Origin of the sequence: Pseudomonas sp. SR18 (assembly GCF_023701505.1) — a bacterium.
Lineage (GTDB): Bacteria > Pseudomonadota > Gammaproteobacteria > Pseudomonadales > Pseudomonadaceae > Aquipseudomonas > Aquipseudomonas cyclaminis.
This window is the reverse complement of sequence record NZ_JAMQAU010000012.1, coordinates 48,862-67,676: the sequence shown is the minus strand read 5'-3', so window position 1 is coordinate 67,676 and position 18,815 is coordinate 48,862. Positions and strand designations below refer to the sequence as shown.

The window sequence follows — 18,815 nt, the reverse complement described above, 5'->3', positions numbered from 1 at the left end:
TCAGTCCTCTCAGTCAGATTGAGTAAGGTAAGAATTCAGACAGCCAGTGTGCCCGAGTGTTACCGCGCTGTCAGGCGATTGGCCCGCGCGGGTAGCGTTTGAGCATCTCAAGCAGCTCTGCGCCGGGGATGGGCCGGTCGAACAGGTAGCCCTGGCCAACGTCGCAGCGATGGCGGCGCAGGAACGCCAGTTGCTCGGCGGTCTCGATGCCTTCGGCCACGACCTTGAGCTTGAGGTTGTGAGCCATGGCGATCACGGCGGAGGTGATTTCCATGTCGTCCTGGTTGTCCGGGATTTCGTGGATAAAGCTGCGATCAATCTTGATGATGTCGATGGGGAATTTTTTCAAGTAGCTCAGCGATGAGTAACCGGTGCCGAAATCGTCCATGGCCAGGGTCAGGCCGAAACTCTTCAACTGGTCCAGTTGCAGGCGCGTGTCTTCGGTGGCTTCCAGCAGCAGGCCTTCGGTCAGCTCCAGCTCCAGCAGATTGGCCGGCAGCTCTTCTTCCTTGAGGATGGTGGCAATCGACGCCACCAGGTCCGGGTCGGAGAACTGCTTGGGTGACAGGTTGATCGCCACCTGCAGGTTGCCCATGCCGGCGGCGCTCAGTTGCTTGCTCATGCGGCAGGCCTGGCGGGCGATCCATTTGCCGATGGGGATGATCAGCCCGGTCTCTTCCGCCACGCTGATGAACTGATCGGGGCGGATCATGCCCTTTTCCGGGTGGTTCCAGCGCAGCAGCGCTTCCATGCCCAGCAAGCGGCCGCTGCGCAGGCACAGCTTGGGTTGGTAGAACACATCCAATTCATTCTGGGTCAGGGCGCGGCGCAGGTTGTTTTCCACGAACAGCTTGTAGCTGGCCTCGGCGTTCAGCGCTTCGGTAAACACCTGCACCTGGTGTTTGCCGTTGGCCTTGGCCTTGTGCAGGGCCAGGCCGGCGTTGCGCATCAGGGTCTGCGGGTCGCGGCCATGCAGCGGCGCGCAGGCCAGGCCTACGGAGCCGGTGACGCTGATCAATTGGTTGTCGACGAACATGGGTTTATCGAGGGTCGCCAACAGTTGGCTGGCAACCTGCTGGCCGCTCTCCAGGTCGGTGTCGTCGAGCAGCACCGCGAACTCGTTACTGGCAAAGCGCGCCAGGCTGCCGCCGGCACTCAGGCTGTTGCGCAGGCGTCGGGCCAGGCTGATCAGCAGCTTGTCGCCGGTCTGGTGGCCGAGGCTGTCGTTGATGCGCTTGAAGTTGTCGATGTCTACCAGCAGCAGGCTGATCGGGCTGTCGCTGTCGCGGGCAAAGCGTTCGTCGAGGTTGCGGATAAACGCCGGGCGGTTGCCCAGGTTGGTCAGGTTGTCGGTGTACGCCAGGCGCTCGATGCGCTGCTGGGCCAGCTTGGTCTGGGTGATGTCTTCGTAGATGCCGATGTAGTGCGTCAGCTCACGGTTATCGCCATACACCTTGGAAATCGATAACTGGCCCCAGTAGGGTTCGAGGTTCTTGCGCCGGCTCTTGAATTCGCCCTGCCAGCTGTTGCTCTTGGCCAGGCTCGACGGCGCGTCGAACAGCAATTCGCTGAGGTTTTCCAGCGCGGGCAGTTGCGCCAGGCGGTGGCCGTGGACTTCTTCGGCGCTGTACTGGGTGATCGCGGTAAAGCTCGGGTTGACGTACTCCACCACGCCGTCGCAGTTGACCAGCAGAAAGGCGTTGGCACTTTGCTCCACGGCCCGCTGGAACAGGTGCAGGGCGCTGGTGGCGGTGCGGCGGTTGTGGTTGTTGATCACTTGCGCAAACTGGTCCGCGAGCTCGCCGGCGAAGGCGATTTCGTCAGCCTGCCAGTCACGCGGGCTGCCGCACTGCTCCAGGCACAATACGCCGACCACCTGGCCGTCGACGCGGATGCTCGCATCGAGCATGGCGTGGATGTCTCTATGGCGCAGGTTCTCGGCCATCTCGCGGGTGCGCGGGTCGCGCATGGCGTTGGCGGCGTCGATGGCGCGGCTGCTGTGCAAGGCTTCCAGATAATCCGGGAAGCAACTGGCATCGATGGGCTCGGGCAGATGGTGCTGTTGGTCGTCGCGGTGGTAAGCCGAGATGGGCGCCAGGCGCTGGCCTTCGAGGTTCCAGATGCTGGCGCAGTCGATCTGGTAGATATCGCAGGCGCTGCGCGTGATCAGCTCGGCGGCTTCCTGCAACGAATTGTTGGCGGTGTAGCGCTGGCGCGCCAGTAGCAGGATCAGCTCCTGTTGGGCGCGCACGCGTTCCAGATGCTGCAGTTGCTCCTGCTGGGCGCGTTGGTTGAGCTCCAGGGCGATTTGCAGGCGGCTGTTCTGGCTTTCCAGGTCTTCGGTCGGGAGGAGCAAGGGCAGTTCGCTGAACAGGCCATCGACCACCATCAGGTAGCCGCGCAGCAGGTGACGATTGTGTTGTTTGTAGGCCTCGCCCATTTCCAGCAGGCTCAGGGGGCCGTCGTTGGTGTGCAGGGTGTAGCGCACCAGGTAGTGAGGGCTCTGGGTCAGTTGCTGCTGGATGGTGTCGTGCAGTTGATAGCGGGCCTGGGGTTCCATCAGGCTGGCATAGGGCGTGCCGAGCAGGGCGCACAACTCTACCGCCGGCAGGCCGAATTGGCGCTCGCAATTGGGGTCGAGGTACAGGAGGGTCCAGCTAGCCTCATTAAGCCGCTCGAAACGCAGCATACCGAGGCGCGAAGGCACCGGTAACTGCGTCACTACCTCGGCCGCCATACGGGCGACATCGGGTTGGCTTTTCATGGGGGGAACTCACTTCAAATAACGCGCACGGCGCCGGGCTCACGCCCTCTTTTCTATTGCCTGTGGCAAGGTTGCATCATGCAGCACAGACTGACAAGAGAGGATGAAGGCTAAGTGCTATAAGTGGGTTATCGGCCGGACGGCTGATTTCTGTAGGCGCGCTGACAGAAGGTGTACAACCCTGTTCTGTCTGTACAAAAAAGCAAAAAAAGCCCCGCCAAATTGACGGGGTTGAGGTACGAGCGTGGCGCTCGGAAATCGGTGCAACCAGGCCTCCCCGGTAAAGGGGAGGCCCGTGGAGACTTACAGCAAGATAGTACGGATGTCATTCAACAGCTGGCTCAGACGCTGGGTAAAGCGTGCAGCGGCCGCGCCGTTGATCACACGGTGATCGTAGGACAGCGACAGTGGCAGCATCAGCTTCGGCTGGAACGCTTTACCGTCCCAGACTGGCTGGATGGTGGCCTTGGAAACACCCAGGATCGCCACTTCCGGCGCGTTGACGATTGGCGTGAAGCCAGTGCCGCCAATGTGACCGAGGCTGGAGATGGTGAAGCAGGCGCCTTGCATGTCGTCTGCGGTCAGCTTCTTGTCGCGGGCCTTGGCAGCCAGCGCAGCCGCTTCAGCAGCGAGTTGCAGCAGGCTCTTCTGGTCGACGTTCTTGATGACCGGTACCAGCAGGCCGTCAGGAGTGTCTACCGCGAAGCCGACGTTCACGTATTTCTTGCGAATGATCGCCTTGCCGCTTGGCGCCAGCGAGCTGTTGAAGTCCGGCAGTTCCTTGAGCAGGTGTGCACAGGCCTTGAGCAGCAGTGGCAGCACGGTCAGTTTCACGCCAGCCTTCTCGGCCACGGCTTTCTGCGCAACGCGGAAAGCTTCCAGGTCGGTGATGTCGGCCTGGTCGAACTGAGTCACGTGCGGGATGTTCAGCCAGCTGCGGTGCAGGCTCGACGCGCCGATTTGCATCAGGCGGGTCATCGGCACTTCTTCGGTCTCGCCGAAGCGGCTGAAGTCCACGACCGGAATCGGTGGAATGCCTGCGCCGCCGGTAGCAGCGCCGGCAGCCGGAGCTTCCTTGGCTTTCTGCATCATGGCCTTGACGTAAACCTGCACGTCTTCCTTCAGCACACGGCCGTGTGGGCCAGTGGCCGATACGGCGTTCAGCTCGACGCCGAATTCACGGGCCAGTTGGCGTACCGCCGGGCCGGCGTGAACCTTGGCGCCGCTTGGCGCAGGTGCGGCAACAGCAGGGGCCGGTGCGGCCTCGGCTTTTGCAGCAGGTGCAGGGGCGGCGGCCGGTGCAGCTTCAGCTTTTGCAGCAGCCGGAGCAGCGGCAGGTGCTGGAGCGGCAGCCGGTGCGGCGCCTTGTACTTTCAGCTTGAGGATGAAGTCACCGGTACCGACTTCGTCTTCCAGCTTGACTGCGATGCTTTCCACCACGCCGGCAGCCGGCGAAGGGATTTCCATGGAGGCCTTGTCGGACTCCAGGGTGATCAGCGACTGGTCGGCTTCGACGGTGTCGCCGACCTTGACCAGCAACTCGATGATCTTTGCCTTGCCCGACGAGCCGATGTCCGGAACATGAATGTCCTGAACAGAGGCAGCGGCCGGTGCAGCAGCCGGTGCCGCTGGGGCCTCGGCAGCAGCGGCAGGCTTTTCAGCGGCAGGTGCGGGTGCAGCAGCGGCAGCCGGGGCAGCCGCAGGGGCCGCATCAGCGGCACCTTCGATTTCCAGTTCCAGCAGTTCGTCGCCTTCTTTCAGGCGGTCGCCCAGCTTCACTTTCAGGCTCTTGACCACGCCGGCCTTGGGAGCAGGGATTTCCATGCTCGCCTTGTCCGATTCCAGGGTCAGGATGCTCTGGTCGGCTTCGACTTTGTCGCCGACCTTCACAAACAGCTCGATTACTTCACCTTCACCGCTGCCGATGTCAGGTACGCGAATGAGTTCGCTCACAAAAAATCTCCTCAGCAGTCCAGTGGGTTGCGTTTTTCCGGGTTGATCCCGAACTTGACGATAGCGTCAGCCACTACCTTTGGTTCGATCTCACCACGGTCAGCCAAGGCTTCCAGGGCTGCCAACACCACGAAGTGACGGTCGACTTCGAAGAAGTGACGCAGCTTCTTGCGGCTGTCACTGCGGCCGAAACCGTCGGTGCCCAGGACTTTGAATTCCTTGGACGGGACCCACTGGCGAATTTGTTCAGCAAACAGTTTCATGTAGTCGGTAGAGGCAATGACTGGACCCTTACGGCCGGCCAGGCACTCTTCGACGTAGCTCTTCGCTGGCTTCTGGCCAGGGTGCAGGCGGTTGCTGCGCTCTACGGCCAGGCCGTCGCGACGCAGTTCGTTGAAGCTGGTAACGCTCCATACGTCGGCGCCGACGTTGAACTCGTCACGCAGGATCTTCGCCGCTTCACGCACTTCGCGCAGGATGGTGCCGGAGCCCATCAGTTGCACGTGGTGCGCTGCTTCCTTGGTGTCTTCTTCGAGCAGGTACATGCCCTTGATGATGCCTTCCTCGACACCGGCCGGCATGGCTGGCTGCTGGTAGGACTCGTTCATCACGGTGATGTAGTAGAAAACGTCCTGCTGCTCTTCGGTCATCTTCTTCATGCCGTCCTGGATGATCACCGCCAGCTCATAGCCGTAGGTTGGATCAAAGGTGCGGCAGTTCGGGATGGTGGCAGCCAGGATGTGGCTGTGACCGTCTTCGTGTTGCAGGCCTTCGCCGTTCAGCGTGGTGCGGCCGGCGGTGCCGCCGATCAGGAAGCCACGGGTACGGCTGTCGCCTGCTGCCCAAGCCAGGTCGCCAATGCGCTGGAAGCCGAACATCGAGTAGAAGATGTAGAACGGCAGCATCGGCTGGTTGTGGCTGGAGTACGAAGTACCGGCAGCGATGAAGGAGCTCATGGCGCCCGCTTCGTTGATGCCTTCTTCGAGGATCTGGCCCTTCTTGTCTTCTTTGTAGAACATCACCTGATCTTTATCGACTGGCTCGTAGAGCTGGCCGACGGAGGAGTAGATGCCCAACTGACGGAACATGCCTTCCATACCGAAGGTACGGGCTTCGTCCGGGATGATCGGAACGATGCGCGGGCCGATGTCCTTGTCCTTGACCAACTGCGCGAGGATCCGCACGAAGGCCATGGTGGTGGAGATTTCACGGTCGCCCGAGCCGTCCAGGATGGCCTTGAGGGTGCTCAGGTCCGGAGTCGGTACGGCGAAGCTGTTGGCGCGGCGCTGGGGTACGAAACCGCCCAGGGCAGTGCGGCGCTCGCTCAGGTAGCGGGCTTCGGCGCTGTTTGGCTCTGGCTTGAAGAACGGCAGGTCTTCCAGCTCTTCGTCCTTGACCGGGATGTCGAAGCGGTCGCGGAACAGCTTCAGGCTTTCAACATCAACCTTCTTGGTGTTGTGCGCAGTGTTCTTCGCTTCGCCAGCACCCGTGCCATAACCCTTGATGGTCTTGGCCAGGATGACGGTCGGTTGTTCTTTGTGGTTCACCGCTTCGTGGTATGCCGCGTAGACCTTGTACGGGTCGTGGCCGCCACGGTTGAGTTTCCAGATCTCGTCGTCGGACAGGTCTGCAACCATCGCCTTGAGTTCAGGCGTGTTGAAGAAGTGTTCACGTACGAACGCGCCGTCTTTGGCTTTGTAGTTCTGGTACTCGCCGTCGATGACTTCGTCCATGCGACGTTGCAGGATGCCGTCAACGTCCTTGGCCAGCAGTGGGTCCCAGAAACGGCCCCAGATGACTTTGGTCACGTTCCACTGGGCACCGCGGAACACGCCTTCGAGTTCCTGGATGATCTTGCCGTTGCCGCGAACCGGGCCGTCGAGGCGCTGCAGGTTGCAGTTGATGACGAAGATCAGGTTGTCCAGCTTCTCGCGGCCGGCCAGGGAGATGGCGCCCAGGGATTCCGGCTCGTCGCACTCGCCGTCGCCCAGGAAGCACCAGACTTTCTGCTTGCCTTCCGGAATGAAGCCACGGGCTTCCAGGTACTTCATGAAGCGAGCCTGGTAGATCGCCTGGATTGGACCCAGACCCATGGAAACGGTCGGGAACTGCCAGAAATCAGGCATCAGCCAAGGGTGTGGGTAGGACGACAAGCCGCCACCGTCCACTTCCTGGCGGAAGTTGTTCATCTGGTCTTCGGTGATGCGACCTTCCATGAACGCACGGGCGTAGACGCCTGGCGAGGTGTGGCCCTGGAAGTAGATCAGGTCGCCGCCGTGTTCGTCGGTCGGGGCCTGGAAGAAGTAGTTGAAGCCGATGTCATACAGGGTTGCGCTGGAAGCGAAGCTGGAGATGTGACCGCCCAGGTCCGAATCTTTCAAGTTCGTGCGCATTACCATCGCCATGGCGTTCCAACGTACCAGCGAGCGAATGCGGCGTTCCATGAACAGGTCGCCAGGCATGCGTGCTTCGTGGGTAACGGGGATGGTGTTGCGGTATGGCGTGGTGATGGCGTAAGGCAACTGCGAGCCGCTGCGGGTCGCGAGTTCGCCCATACGGGTCATCAGGTAGTGAGCACGGTCTTCGCCTTCTTTGTCGAGAACCGATTCCAGGGCGTCCAGCCATTCCTGGGTTTCGACGGGATCGAGGTCTTGCATGGCTTGCTCCAGGGCGGAAAGGCTACCAGAATCGGTTGCCTGAAGTTTGCGACTGGCCTTGTGGGCAGACGACATAAATTCTTGGATGGCCGAAGGTTGCTTCGGCGTCCTGTAGTTTTACTACAAATCGTCGGCCATTTCAGCCTTTCGAATGTATATACGAGTAGTAAAACTACACAAGACTGAGCGTATGGCTCGGTCTGGCTGGTGAGCATAATCGTTATTGTTGATCTTTTGCGAACAAGAAAAGGTATGAGCTTAATGTTACCTGCCAAAAATTATCAATTTTCAGCTATTTATAACCTTTGTTCGACAGTCCTTCATCGAGCGCCGTGCTTGCGTTCACAACTACAAGCCATTTGCGCGCCGATCAAGGATAGACCATGAGCCTTCCAACGCTGGCCGAATTGCCGGCCATTCTCCTTTCAATTGCCCAGCGGGCCGAGCAGTCATTTCGTGACGCAGTGGCCGCGCTGGACGACGATCATGGCCTTTCTGAGTGGACGCCGCAACGCTGGGCCGACTTCACCCGCGTGTGCGCCGCCAGTGATTTCGTGATTGAACAGAGTGTTCGTGACCCTTTGATGTTGCTGGAGCTGGCGGCCTGGGGCGAGCTGGACCGCGGCTTTGCGCCGGGCGAGTTGTGCGGGCAGATTGCAGGCGCTGTGCAACAGGCTGAAACAGAAGACGAACTGGGCCGCGTCTTGCGTCGCCAGCGCACGCGCCAGCAAGTACGGATTATCTGGCGCGACCTGACCCGCCAGGCAGATCTGGTGCAGACCTGCCGTGATCTTTCCGACATGGCCGACGCCAGCATCGACCAGGCCTATCAATGGTTGTACCAGCGCCACTGCGTGCAGTTCGGTACTCCCACTGGCCGGCGCAGCGGCGAGCCGCAGCACATGGTCATCCTGGGCATGGGCAAGCTCGGCGCGGTGGAGTTGAACCTCTCGTCGGATATCGACCTGATCTTTGCTTACCCCGAAGGCGGCGAGACGGTGGGCGTGAAGCGTTCACTGGATAACCAGGAATTCTTCATTCGGCTTGGTCAAAAACTGATCAAGGCCCTCGACCCAATGACCGTCGACGGTTTTGTGTTCCGCGTCGATATGCGCTTGCGTCCCTACGGTTCGGCGGGTGCGCTGGTGCTCAGCTTCAATGCGCTGGAGCAGTACTACCAGGATCAGGGCCGCGACTGGGAACGCTACGCCATGATCAAGGCGCGTGTAGTCGCTGGCGACCAGGTGGCCGGTGCGCAGTTGCTCGATATGCTGCGACCGTTCGTGTACCGCCGCTATCTGGACTTCTCCGCCATCGAAGCGCTGCGCACCATGAAGCAGTTGATCCAGCAGGAAGTGCGGCGCAAAGGCATGGCCGACAACATCAAGCTGGGCTCTGGCGGCATCCGCGAGGTGGAGTTTATCGCCCAGGCATTCCAGTTGATTCACGGCGGTCGCGACTTGAGCCTGCAGCAGCGCCCGCTGCTCAAAGTGCTCGGCACGCTGGAAGGCCAGGGTTACCTGCCGCCGGCGGTGATCGCCGAGTTGCGCAATGGCTACGAATTCCTGCGCTACACCGAACACGCAATCCAGGCGATTGCCGACCGCCAGACCCAGATGCTGCCCAACACCCCGGAAGACCAGGCGCGCATCGCTTTCATGCTGGGCTTTGCCGACTGGGCCGCATTCCATGAGCGCCTGATGTACTGGCGTGGCCGGGTGGACTGGCACTTCCGCCAGGTGATTGCCGACCCGGATGAAGAAGAGGGCGAAGAAAGCGAGTTAGTCGTAGGCGGTGAGTGGTTGCCACTGTGGGAAGAATCCCAAGATGAAGACGCCGCCTGCCGCCAGTTGACCGAAGGCGGTTTCACCGACGCGCCCAAGGCGCTCAAGGCCCTGGCGGGTTTGCGCGGCAGCCCGCAGTTACGTGCGATGCAGCGCCTCGGCCGTGAGCGTCTGGATGCGTTTATCCCACGTCTGCTGGCCCAGGCCGTCGAACATGCCAACCCAGACTTGGTGCTGGAGCGCGTGTTGCCACTGGTGGAGGCCGTCGCCCGCCGCTCCGCCTATCTGGTACTGCTCACGGAGAACCCCGATGCCCTGCGCCGCCTGCTGACCCTCTGCGCGGCCAGCCCGTGGATTGCCGAGCAGATCACCCGTTTCCCGCTGCTGCTGGACGAGTTGCTCAACGAAGGTCGTCTGTTCAAGCCGCCCTTGGCGCCGGAACTCGCCGCTGAGTTGCGCGAGCGCCTCACGCGCATCCCCGAAGACGACCTTGAGCAGCAGATGGAAGCCCTGCGTCGCTTCAAGCTCGCCCACCGCCTGCGCGTGGCCGCCTCGGAAATCGCCGGCAGCCTGCCGTTGATGAAAGTCAGTGACTACCTGACCTGGCTCGCCGAAGCCATCCTCGAACAAGTGCTGGCCCTGGCCTGGCGCCAGACCGTGGCGCGCCATGGCTCGCCGCAGCGGCTGGACGGCACCCTGTGCGATCCTGGGTTCATCATTGTCGGTTATGGGAAAGTCGGCGGCATCGAATTGGGGCATGGTTCGGACCTGGATCTGGTGTTTATCCACGATGGCGACCCGCAGGCCGAGACCGATGGCGCCAAACCGATTGACGGCGCGCAGTTCTTCACGCGCCTGGGCCAGCGCATCATTCACTTGCTGACCACCCAGACCAACTCCGGCCAACTGTACGAAGTGGACATGCGCCTGCGGCCTTCCGGTGCGTCAGGCTTGCTGGTGAGTTCTCTCGGCGCATTTGACCGCTATCAACAAAATGAAGCATGGACCTGGGAACATCAGGCCCTGATCCGCGCGCGTGTGCTGGTGGGCAGCCAGGATGTGGGGCGTGCGTTCGAGCAGGTACGGGCTAAAGTGTTGGGACGTGAACGAGACCTGGCGAAGCTGCGCCAGGAGGTCAGCGAGATGCGCGCCAAAATGCGTGACAACCTGGGCACCAAGGCCACTACGGCCGGTACCGGCGCCAATGCGTTCGACGCTGCGGCGGTGTTCGACCTCAAGCAGGACGCCGGAGGTATCGTCGATATTGAATTTATGGTGCAATACGCGGCTTTGGCGTGGTCTGCCCAGCACCCGTCGTTGCTGCGCTACACCGACAATATCCGCATTCTGGAAGGCCTGGAGCAGGTGGGGTTGATGCCCGCCGCCGATGCCCATCTACTGCGCGAGGTGTATAAGGCCTACCGTTCCGCTGCACATCGCCAGGCCTTGCAGAACGAGGCCGGTACGGTGGCGGGGGATCAGTTCGCCGATGAACGGCGACAGGTGATGCGCATCTGGCAGGCGCTGGGGTTGAGCTGAAACACTATTAGGGCGGGGAGGCATAAGCCTCCCCGCATCGTTTGTGGAAACTACATGAATATTCTGATCGTTGGGCCCAGTTGGGTTGGTGACATGGTGATGGCACAGACACTGTTCCAGTGCCTGCGCCAGCGCCATCCAGACTGCCAGATCGACGTGCTCGCCCCTGAGTGGAGCCGGCCGATCCTTGAGCGCATGCCCGAAGTACGCAAGGCCTTGAGCTTCCCGCTCGGCCACGGCGCCCTGGAACTTGCCACCCGTCGTCGCATCGGCAAATCCTTGGCCGGCCAGTACGACCAGGCGATCCTGTTGCCCAACTCGCTGAAATCGGCGCTGGTGCCGTTTTTTGCCGGCATCCCCAAACGCACCGGCTGGCGCGGCGAGTTTCGCTACGTGCTGCTTAACGATGTGCGCACATTGGATAAAGCGCGCTACCCGCTGATGATCGAACGCTTCATGGCGTTGGCGTATGAGCCTGGCGCGGAGCTGCCCAAGCCGTACCCGCGCCCGAGCCTGCAGATCGACCCGGTAACCCGCGACGCGGCCCTGGCCAAGTTCGGCCTGACCCTGGATCGCCCGGTGTTGGCGCTGTGCCCAGGCGCGGAGTTTGGCGAGTCCAAGCGCTGGCCGGCGGAGCACTACGCCAAAGTCGCCGAGATGAAGATTCGCGAAGGCTGGCAGGTGTGGTTGTTCGGTTCGAAAAAAGATCACCCGGTGGGTGAAGAGATTCGCCAGCGCCTGATTCCCGGCCTGCGCGAAGAGTCGGTCAACCTCAGTGGCGACACGTCGCTGGCCGAGGCGATTGACCTGCTGTCCTGCGCAGATTCGGTGGTGTCCAACGACTCCGGCCTGATGCATGTGGCGGCGGCGCTGAACCGCCCGTTGGTGGCGGTGTACGGTTCGACTTCCCCAGGGTTTACTCCACCGTTGGCGGACAAGGTCGAAGTGGTGCGCCTGGGCCTGGAATGCAGCCCGTGCTTTGACCGGACCTGCCGCTTCGGCCACTACAACTGCATGCGCCAGTTGCTGCCACAGCCGGTGAACGAAGCTTTGCAGCGGTTGCAGGGCACTGCGGTCGAGGTTCACTGAGTTGCGGGTACTGGTAATCAAGACCTCATCCCTGGGCGACGTGATTCATGCGTTGCCGGCACTCACCGACGCGGCGCGGGCGATCCCCGGCATTCGATTCGACTGGGTAGTGGAAGAAGGCTTTGCCGAGATCCCCACCTGGCACCCGGCGGTGGACAAAGTGATCCCGGTGGCCATCCGCCGCTGGCGCAAGAACCTCTGGCAGACCCTCAAGAGCGGTGAGTGGCGGCGTTTCAAGCAGCAGATCCAGTCGACCAAATACGACCTGGTGATCGACGCCCAAGGCCTGCTCAAAAGTGCCTGGCTGACCCGCTATGTGCGTGCGCCGGTAGCGGGCTTCGACAAGCACTCTGCCCGTGAACCCATCGCGGCGCGCTTCTATTCGCGGCGTCTGGCCGTAGCCCGTGGGCAACACGCGGTTGAGCGCCTGCGCCAGTTGTTCGCCGTGGCACTGGGCTATGACCTGCCCAAAGGCCTGGGCGACTACGGCTTGAGCACCGAAAAACTGCTCGGCCTGCCGCCGAAAAAACCCTTCGTGCTGCTGCTGCACGGCACCACCTGGGACACCAAGCACTGGCCCGAAGCCTATTGGCGCGAGCTGGCCGAGCGCATGGGCCGCCTGGGTGTGGACGTGAAGTTGCCTTGGGGCAACGCCGCCGAAAAAGCCCGCGCCGAGCGTCTGGCCCAAGGCCTGAACAACGCCGAAGTGCTGCCCAAGCTCAATCTGGCTGGCGTCGCCCGTGTCTTGGCCGGCGCCCGTGCCTGCGTGGCGGTGGACACGGGTCTCGGCCACCTGGCTGCCGCGTTGGACGTGCCGACCATTTCCCTGTTCGGCCCCACCAACCCCGGCCTGACTGGCGCCTACGGCAAGGGCCAGATTCACCTCGGCAGCGACTGGTCGTGCGCGCCGTGCCTGCAAAAGCAATGTACTTATCAACCCACGGCCGACGACCTGCGTCGGTTCGACATCAAGCGCGAGTCGCCCCTGTGCTTCACGCGCCTGAACCCTGAGCGTGTGGCAAGCCGGCTGAGCACGTTGTTATTGGCTGAGGAGCTGCACTGATGCAACTGGCTTTTGTTCTGTACAAATACTTCCCCTTCGGTGGCCTGCAGCGCGACTTCATGCGCATCGCCCTGGAGTGCCAGCAGCGCGGCCATCAGATTCGGGTCTACACGCTGATCTGGGAAGGCGACATCCCGCCCGGCTTTGAAGTGCTGGTGGCGCCGGTCAAGGCGTTCTTCAACCATAAGCGCAACGAGAAGCTCAGTGCTTGGATGGAGGCCGATCTGGCCAAGCGCCCCGTGGACCGCCTGATCGGTTTCAACAAGATGCCCGGCCTGGACGTTTACTACGCCGCCGACGGCTGCTTCGAAGACAAGGCGCAAAACCTGCGTCATTCGCTGTACCGCAGCTTTGGCCGTTACAAGCACTTCGCCGAGTACGAGCGTGCGGTGTTTGCCAAGGATGCCAAGACGCAAGTCCTGATGATCTCCGAAGTGCAGCAGCCGCTGTTCATCAAGCATTACGACACCCCGCTGGAGCGCTTCCATCTGCTGCCGCCGGGGATTGCCCAGGACCGTCGCGCGCCGCCGAATGCGGCCGAAATCCGCGCAGGGTTTCGCCAGGAATTCAACCTTGGCGATGACGACCTGTTGCTGGTGCAGATCGGCTCCGGCTTCAAGACCAAGGGCGTCGACCGCAGCCTCAAGGCCTTGGCCGCGTTGCCGCCTGAGCTGAAGAAACGCACGCGCCTGTTTGTCATCGGTCAGGACGACCCCAAAGTCTTCCAGCTGCAAAGCGCTACCTTGGGGCTGGGCGACAATGTGCAGTTCCTCAAGGGCCGCAGCGATATTCCGCGCTTCCTGCTGGGCGCTGACCTGCTGATCCATCCGGCGTACAACGAAAACACCGGCACCGTGTTGCTCGAAGCCGTGGTGGCCGGGTTGCCGGTGCTGGTTTCTGCCGTGTGTGGCTATGCCCACTACATCGCCGAAGCCGACAGTGGCCTGGTGCTGGATGAGCCGTTCGAGCAGGCTCAGCTCAACCAGTACCTGGCGCGCATGTTGACCGATTCTGCACAGCGCGCGGCCTGGGGCCGCAATGGGTTGGCCTTCGCCGAGACGGCCGACCTCTATAGCATGCCGCAGCACGCTGCGGATGTGATTCTGGCGGAGCCAAAACGATGAAGTTGATTCTTGCCGAACCGTTCAAGACGTTATGGGCCGGGCGTGATGCCTTCGCCGAAGTCGAGAAGCTCGAAGGCCAGGTATTCCGTGAACTGGCTGCGCGTCGCACGTTGCGCACGGTGGTGGATGGCCGGCCGTATTTCGTGAAAATCCACCGGGGCATCGGTTGGGCGGAAATCTTCAAGAACCTGATCACCGCCAAACTGCCGGTACTGGGCGCGGGCCTGGAATGGGATGCCATCCACCGCTTGCAGGAGATCGGCGTACCGACCATGACCGGTGTGGCCTTCGGCGAAAAAGGCAGTAACCCGGCGGACCAGCACTCGTTCATCATCACCGAAGAACTGGCGCCGACCCTCAGCCTCGAAGACGTGACCCTCAACTGGGTCGCCGAGCCGCCAACACCGGCCTTGCGCCATGCGCTCACCGCCGAGCTGGCGCGCATGGTCGGCGACATGCACCGGGGCGGCGTGAACCATCGCGACTGCTACCTGTGCCACTTCCTGCTGGACACGTCCAAGCCGATCGACCCACGCGACATCAAGCTCTCGGTGATCGACCTGCACCGCGCCCAGATGCGTGCCCATCTGCCGCTGCGCTGGCGCGACAAGGACCTGTCCGCGCTGTACTACTCGGCGTTGGACATCGGCCTGACCCGGCGCGACAAGTTGCGCTTCCTCAAGGGCTATTTCCGCCAGCCGCTGCGCCAGGTCCTGACCGAGCAATCGGCGTCCCTGAGCCTGATGCAGCGCAAGGCCGACAAGCTTTACGCACGCAAGCAACGCTACGGGGATGCGATCTGATGGCGGGTTGGAACCTGGAACCTGCCTATGCCGCCCTGGCGGATGATTTTGGAAGCCTCGAAGCGGTGTTCGCCCTGCAAGGTGAGCGGCTGACCCGCGACCCGTTGTCGGAAGTGATCCGGGTCGAGCGCGGTGGCGTCAATTACTACGTCAAGCGCTACACCGGTGCCGGCAAGGGCCTGCGGCGTTATCTGGGCAAGCCGCGGGTCAAGTCCGAATGGCAGAACCTCAAGCGCTTCGCCAAGTGGGGCATTCCCACCGCCGATGTGGTCGCGTGGGGCCTGGAGCGCAATGGCCTGGCCTACGACCGTGGCGCGATGATCACGCGTGAGCTGCCCAATACCGAAGACCTTTCGGTGCTGGCCGAGCGCCAAGATGCGCGCCTGCGCGACCCCAAATGGGTCGATGTCGTCAGCCGCCAGCTCGCCGAGTACACGCGCACGATGCACGACCAGCGCTTTACCCATAACGATTTGAAATGGCGCAACCTGCTGATCGACGACCAGCAAACCCTGTACCTGATCGACTGCCCCAACGGCGATTTCTGGCGCGGTTTCTGGCTCAAGTACCGCATCACCAAAGACCTGGCCTGCCTGGACAAGGTGGCCAAGTATCACCTGTCGGCCACCCAGCGCCTGCGTTTCTACATGCAGTACCGTGGGTGTCGGCACCTGAGCGATTCGGACAAGCGGCGGATCCGCCACGTAGTGAAGTTTTTCGAGGGACGCGAATGAGTGATTTCCTGGCGGCTGAAGACCGTGCCTTGCTGGAGCGCCACGGCCTCGCGACATTCGACGCGCTGTGGGCCAAGCAACTGGACGCGGTGGATGAGCCCAACACCAACCGTGGCGGCTGGAGCAGCGTGTTTCGCCTGGAGCTCGATGGCCACGGGTATTACCTCAAGCGCCAGAGCAACTACCTTACGCGCAGCTTGCACCGACCGTTGGGCGAGCCGAGTTTCTCCCGCGAATTTCGCAATATCAGCCGTTACCGCGCGCTGGGTATCCCGGCGTTGCAGGCGGCGTTTTACGGCGAGCGCAAAGTCGCCGGTGAACACCGTGCAATGCTGCTGACCCGTGCCCTCGACGGCTGGAATGACCTGGATTCATTGCTGGAGCAGTGGCTGCAACTGAGCGACGCCCAGCACCACGCGATCCTGCTGGCGTGCGGCCAACTGGCGCGCCGGTTGCACAGCGTCGGCCAGGTGCATGGCTGCTTTTACCCCAAGCATATTTTCCTGCAGGCGACCGGCGACGGTTACGCCGCGCAGTTGATCGACCTGGAGAAAACCCGCCCGCTGCTGTTCGGCTGGCGTGATCGGGTCAAGGACCTGGAGCCGTTGCTGCGCCGTGCACCGCAGTGGTCGGACGCGCAGGTGCGCCAACTGTTGGCGGCTTACCTCGATCAGCCTGAAGACAGCGCACTGGTCGCGACCTGGCTGCAACGCCTGACGGCCCGGCGTAGCCACAAGGAGAACCGCTGATGCGCCTGTCCGAGCTGAAAAGCGCCGGCCGCACACCGAGCCTGCCCCTGACTCTTGACCTCGCGGATGCGGCAGGCCCCGGCCAGTTGCAACTGCTGAGCCTGTTGCGCGTGTTGCCTGGCGAACGTTACGTGGGCGCAGCCGTGTGGCGCGGGCGCCCGGTGCTGGCCAAGTTATTGGTGGGCGGCAAGGCCGCTCGGCACTTTCAGCGTGAACTGGCTGGCGTACGCCTGTTGGCCCAACAGGGCCTGACTACACCGTTGTTGCTCGCCGATGGCCTGCAGGAAGGCGAGGGCGGCTGGCTGTTGTTCGAATTTATCGAAGGCGCCGAAAGCCTGGCCGATGCCTGGCATGCCGTTGAAGGCCTGCCACCATTGGCCGACGAACAAACCGCCGTGCTTGCCGAAGCGCTGGGCGCGATTGCGCAAATGCATGCCAAAGGGTTGTGGCAGGAAGATCTGCACTTGGACAACCTGCTGCGTCAAAGCGGCAAGTTGTACCTGATCGACGGCGCCGGTATCCGCGTCGAAGAGGCCGGCAAGCCGTTGTCGCGTAACCGCGTGCTGGAGAACCTGGGCGTGTTTTTCGCCCAGTTGCCGAAAAGCCTTGAGCCGTTTACCGAAGAGCTGCTGGTGTATTACCTGCTGAGCAACGGCGAACACGCCTTGCCGCTACAAGCCCTGGAAAAACAGGTACGCAAGGTCAGCGCCTGGCGCTTGAAAGACTTTTTGAGCAAGGTGGGCCGCGAATGCACGCTATTCAGCGTGGAGCGAGGCGCCTTTGGCCTGCGTGCGATGCGTCGCGAAGAAGAGTCCGCGATGCTGCCGGTGCTGGAACAGGCCGATGCGCTGCTCGACCAGGGCCACCTGTACAAGACCGGTGGTGCTGCGAGCGTGGCCAAGGTAGAAGTGGCCGGCCGCCCGCTGGTGATCAAGCGCTACAACATCAAGGGTTTCGCCCACTGGCTCAAGCGCTTCTGGCGCCCGAGCCGCGCCTGGCATTCCTGGCGCGAAGGCAACCGCCTGGCGTTCCTCGGGATCGCTACGCCAAAGCCAATGGCGGTGTTGGAAAAACGCTTTTTATGGCTGCGCAGCCGTGCCTACCTGATCACCGAATACTTGCCGGGCCCGGACATCATCGAGCGCTTCGCGCCTTACATCGAGCAAGGTGACGCACCGGAAAATGAGCTGGTGGCGCTGGATAAACTGTTTGCCGAACTGATCCGCGAACGCATCAGCCATGGCGATTTCAAGGGCCATAACCTGTTCTGGCACGAAGACCGCTGGGCCCTCATCGACCTCGATGCCATGCGCCAACACAACTCCGCCGCCAGCTTCGCCCCGGCCTTCGCCAGGGATCGCGCGCGGTTTATGCGTAACTGGCCGCAGGAAAGCGCGCTGTACAAACTGATTGATCAGCGACTGCCCAAAGAGATTCTGACTGGTGGCCCTCTGTAGCTGAGCGGGAGGGCACTATGCGCGTAGATGGACGCCTCCAAAAACGCGCATATATCCAGGATTTAACATCCCATGGCTGATGGAAAACCAACCTCCCCACAGTTTTTGCTCTTTGAAAGTGAAAGTGAAGCTGAGTGCGCTGCAGAAGTGGCGGCAGCGACACCACCCAACGGGCCGTTCAGTGATTTCATAGTGTATGTGGATGAAAGCGGCGATCACGGGATGCAGACACTCGATGTCAACTACCCCATGTTTGTTTTGGCTTTCTGTGTTTTCCATAAGAGGCACTACTGTGAAAAGGTCATCCCGGCGCTTCAGAAGTTCAAGTTCAATCATATGGGGCATGATCTTGTAGGCTTGCATGAACTGGAAATTCGCAAGGAAAAAGGCGCGTTCTCCAGCATGTTCGCCTCTCGCCAGCACAAACATCTTTTTCTTGAAGAGCTGACCAGCATCATCGAGTCGAGCAATTTCGTCTTGATCAATTGTGTGATTGATAAAGCCACTCTTCGCGAGCAGCAAGGTCCAATACACAACCCTTACCATCTGGCATTGGGCTTCTGTCTCGAAACACTCTACGAGTTTTTACAAGAGAAAAATCAGCAGAGTGCGTTGACGCATGTGATTTTCGAGCGTCGGGGTCGTAAAGAAGATAACGAGCTTGAATTGGAGTTTCGTCGGATGTGTGACGGAGCCAATCGTCTGGGCATCCGCTTGCCGTTTGATGTGGTGTTTGCGACCAAGCAGGTCAATTCGACAGGATTGCAGCTTGCGGACCTTGTTGCCCGACCCGTCGGCATGAGCGTTTTACGGCCGGGCCAGGAAAATCGAGCCTTTGACGTGCTTAAGCGCAAGTTTTACTGCAGCGGGGGGCGGAGCAGGGTGGGCGAGGGGTTTGAAAACTGGGGGCTTAAAATTTTCCCTGCCGCAGAAAGCGAAAAGCCCCGGTGAAACTCACCGAGGCTATAACGCCGACCGGGATCCCCCAGTCCATTTGCGGCAGATTCTATGCTTGCGATTTTTGAGTGTCAACGCGGGGTAGCTGAGTAGTCGCCAGGCCATGATCCTGTTCAGTCAACTGACACGCTCACTGTAGATA

At 61.4% G+C, this 18,815-nt stretch carries 12 protein-coding genes; 9 read left to right on the top strand and 3 right to left on the bottom strand.

Going from position 1 to position 18,815, the window contains the following annotated elements; genetic code table 11:
• Positions 1-70 precede the first annotated feature (70 nt).
• The 3 genes from NDJ82_RS18110 to aceE form a co-directional block, all read right to left on the bottom strand.
• A complete protein-coding gene (locus NDJ82_RS18110) occupies positions 71-2,764 on the bottom strand; it encodes a putative bifunctional diguanylate cyclase/phosphodiesterase (protein WP_250926010.1) in 2,694 nt (897 codons plus the stop codon).
• Positions 2,765-3,067: 303 nt separating this feature from the next.
• A complete protein-coding gene (gene aceF, locus NDJ82_RS18105) occupies positions 3,068-4,717 on the bottom strand; it encodes a dihydrolipoyllysine-residue acetyltransferase (protein WP_099583733.1) in 1,650 nt (549 codons plus the stop codon).
• A gap of 11 nt (positions 4,718-4,728) precedes the next feature.
• Positions 4,729-7,374, bottom strand: a complete 2,646-nt coding sequence (gene aceE / locus NDJ82_RS18100; RefSeq protein WP_099583732.1) for a pyruvate dehydrogenase (acetyl-transferring), homodimeric type — start codon at positions 7,372-7,374, stop codon at positions 4,729-4,731.
• A gap of 383 nt (positions 7,375-7,757) precedes the next feature.
• Between aceE and glnE the strand changes: the two genes are divergently transcribed.
• From glnE to NDJ82_RS18055, 9 genes are all read left to right on the top strand, one after another.
• Positions 7,758-10,697: a bifunctional [glutamate--ammonia ligase]-adenylyl-L-tyrosine phosphorylase/[glutamate--ammonia-ligase] adenylyltransferase gene (gene glnE / locus NDJ82_RS18095; protein ID WP_250926009.1), complete on the top strand. Its 2,940-nt coding sequence runs from the start codon at positions 7,758-7,760 to the stop codon at positions 10,695-10,697.
• 54 nt (positions 10,698-10,751) lie between these two features.
• Positions 10,752-11,786, top strand: a complete 1,035-nt coding sequence (waaF, locus tag NDJ82_RS18090) for a lipopolysaccharide heptosyltransferase II (protein ID WP_158879081.1) — start codon at positions 10,752-10,754, stop codon at positions 11,784-11,786.
• 1 nt (position 11,787) lies between these two features.
• Positions 11,788-12,849, top strand: a complete 1,062-nt coding sequence (gene waaC / locus NDJ82_RS18085) for a lipopolysaccharide heptosyltransferase I (protein WP_099583729.1) — start codon at positions 11,788-11,790, stop codon at positions 12,847-12,849.
• Entirely contained in the window at positions 12,849-13,973 is a 1,125-nt protein-coding gene (locus NDJ82_RS18080; protein WP_158879082.1) for a glycosyltransferase family 4 protein, read from the top strand. The genes waaC and NDJ82_RS18080 overlap by 1 nt, the downstream gene beginning before the upstream one ends.
• Positions 13,970-14,776, top strand: a complete 807-nt coding sequence (gene rfaP, locus NDJ82_RS18075; protein WP_250926008.1) for a lipopolysaccharide core heptose(I) kinase RfaP — start codon at positions 13,970-13,972, stop codon at positions 14,774-14,776. Before NDJ82_RS18080 ends, rfaP begins: the two co-directional genes overlap by 4 nt.
• The gene (locus NDJ82_RS18070) at positions 14,776-15,510 is read left to right on the top strand and encodes a lipopolysaccharide kinase InaA family protein (protein WP_099583726.1); all 735 of its coding nucleotides are present in this window, start codon (positions 14,776-14,778) and stop codon (positions 15,508-15,510) included. The genes rfaP and NDJ82_RS18070 overlap by 1 nt, the downstream gene beginning before the upstream one ends.
• The gene (locus tag NDJ82_RS18065; protein ID WP_158879085.1) at positions 15,507-16,259 is read left to right on the top strand and encodes a lipopolysaccharide kinase InaA family protein; all 753 of its coding nucleotides are present in this window, start codon (positions 15,507-15,509) and stop codon (positions 16,257-16,259) included. Before NDJ82_RS18070 ends, NDJ82_RS18065 begins: the two co-directional genes overlap by 4 nt.
• Positions 16,259-17,716: a lipopolysaccharide kinase InaA family protein gene (locus NDJ82_RS18060; protein ID WP_250926007.1), complete on the top strand. Its 1,458-nt coding sequence runs from the start codon at positions 16,259-16,261 to the stop codon at positions 17,714-17,716. Before NDJ82_RS18065 ends, NDJ82_RS18060 begins: the two co-directional genes overlap by 1 nt.
• A gap of 72 nt (positions 17,717-17,788) precedes the next feature.
• Positions 17,789-18,667: a DUF3800 domain-containing protein gene (locus NDJ82_RS18055; RefSeq protein WP_250926006.1), complete on the top strand. Its 879-nt coding sequence runs from the start codon at positions 17,789-17,791 to the stop codon at positions 18,665-18,667.
• Positions 18,668-18,815 lie beyond the last annotated feature (148 nt).